At 69.0% G+C, this 2,002-nt stretch carries 2 protein-coding genes; both read left to right on the top strand.

Translation table 11 applies throughout. The annotated features are described in order from the left end of the window. Window positions 1–343: 343 nt before the first annotated feature. Window positions 344–799 (top strand): hypothetical protein, encoded by a 456-nt coding sequence (locus ACFXKZ_RS52380; protein ID WP_380015663.1) that lies wholly within the window; start codon window positions 344–346, stop codon window positions 797–799. A gap of 206 nt (window positions 800–1,005) precedes the next feature. Further along, window positions 1,006–2,002, top strand: a 997-nt coding sequence (locus tag ACFXKZ_RS52375) for a DEAD/DEAH box helicase family protein (protein WP_380015661.1), incomplete at its 3' end; no start/stop codon positions are given.

The following is a 2,002-nucleotide window of genomic DNA, read 5'->3' as shown; positions in this document are numbered from 1 at the left end:
GGTCCACAAGCCGCTGCGCGGCTTGCGAGTGAAGCGAGCCGCGTTGCGGCTCGCGGTGGCGCGTTGCGCCACCGGGGCTCCCCGCGTTGCGGGGAGCTCGATCCGCGTTGCGGATCGAAAGGAAGCGAAGGCCTCCCGCGTTGCGGGAGGCGTCCGATCCGCGTTGCGGCTCGGACCGGGGCCGCGTCACGGCCCGCCGGCAGCGCGAAGTGGGTGGTGGATTGCGGGAGTTCCCCTCGGAGGAGGCGCGGGCTCCCCGCGTTGCGGGGAGCAACCGATCCGCGATGCGGATCGGTGCAAGCGGCGGGCCCTTGGAGTGGGTTCGGCCGGCATCGTTTCCGTCATGACCGAACCGAAGCCCCGAACGGTACTCCGCCTGCGTTTCAAGGAGTTCGTCGCAGATCCCGCAGGCCCCGATGCCATGTGCCGTGAACTCGACCTCCGAGCGGACCTGTTGACGTTCGAGGACGGCACCACCACCTTCTGGCTCGAAGGAGTCGAGGTATGCGACTTCCCCTCGTCCGCACTGGGCTCGGTGGAGCTGATCCCCGCCCGGGAGGCGAGTGTGGGACAACCGGCCCCGCGCACGGACGAGGCCGCGGACAAGGCCTACTCCGTGGAGGAGATCCGCACCCGCCACGCCAACGCCTACCAACGATGGACCCCCGAAGACGAGCAGCTGCTCCTCGAACTCCACGCCGCAGGCCACGGCCTGGTCGAACTCGCCCGACGCTTCGACCGCCAACCGGGCGCGATCCGCTCACGACTGGGGAGACTCGGCGTACCCGAACCGCAGTGAAACACGGCCGCGTACCGCTCCCCCGCCCCGAGTATGTGGCCGCGGCGTGACGGGAGGATCGGCGCACGAATCGAAAGGCCGAGGCGTCGTTGATGTTTTCCTTCAACAGACTTGGAGATCGATATGACTCAAGAATGACTCAGGTAGAATTTGACGTATATCGGGAGCCCCGTCGGGTGTTCCGGAAGTGATGACGAGGAGGGTCGGTGCGCGAATTCGCCGCACGGCCGCGGCCGCACCAGGTCGAGGCCGTCGACGCCGCGGTGCGCGGCCTGGAAGGCCCCGTACGCCCGGGCGGCAACCGCGGGCTCCTGGTGTCGGCCACCGGCACCGGCAAGACGCTGATCGCCGCCGAGACCGCCCGACGCCTCGCACCCACCGGCGGCACCCTCGTCCTGGTCCCCACCCTGGATCTGCTCACCCAGACCGTCACCGCCTGGCGCGCCCTCGGACACGAAGAGGCCATGCTCGCGGTGTGCTCCCTCGAGGGCGACGACGCGCTCGGCGCAGCGAACGTGCGCGCCACCACCAGCGGGCCCAGTCTCGCCCTGTGGGCCCGACGGCACGTGCGGTACACGGTGTTCGCCACCTATGCCTCGCTCGGCGCGGTGATTCACGCGCACACCGGTCCCTACGGGATCCCTGCTTTGAGGGCTTGGACGCTGGTGTTGTGCGACGAGGCCCATCGCGTGGCCGGGCACGTCGACAAGAGTTGGACCGACATCCACGACAACACCCTCGTCCCCGCACTGCGGCGGTTGTACATGACCGCCACACCCCGCATCTACGAATCCTTCAAAGGACGGCGCAGGAGGCGACGCGGCGAACGACGCGGGGGCGGTGTCGGGAGTGGCGCGGGCGGTCAGAAGGCGCTGTTCGAGATGGGGTCCGGGGCCGCGGCGCACGGCGCGGGCGGCGGTCTCGAGCACCACGTCGAACCTCACACTGGATCGCACATCGAGCTTCCTCCGATGCCCGACGACATCGCATTCGAGGTCGATTCGGAAGACGAGTATTTCTCGCCGGAAATGCAAATGGGAATGATCAACGAAACCGGTGAGGTGTCCGTTTCATCTGACGAGGCGTCAGATGGTGGGGGCGGCGACACCGGCGACGGTGAGACGGCGCGGACCCGGCCGGGCCGGCCGGCCCGGCTCCCGGGTGTTCCCGCGCTTCCCGAGGAACTCGCGGTGTCCATGGACG

The organism is Embleya sp. NPDC059237, assembly GCF_042754105.1.
Lineage (GTDB): Bacteria > Actinomycetota > Actinomycetes > Streptomycetales > Streptomycetaceae > Embleya.
The sequence above is the reverse complement of the archived record's forward strand: the minus strand, read 5'-3'. Positions and strand labels throughout refer to the sequence as shown.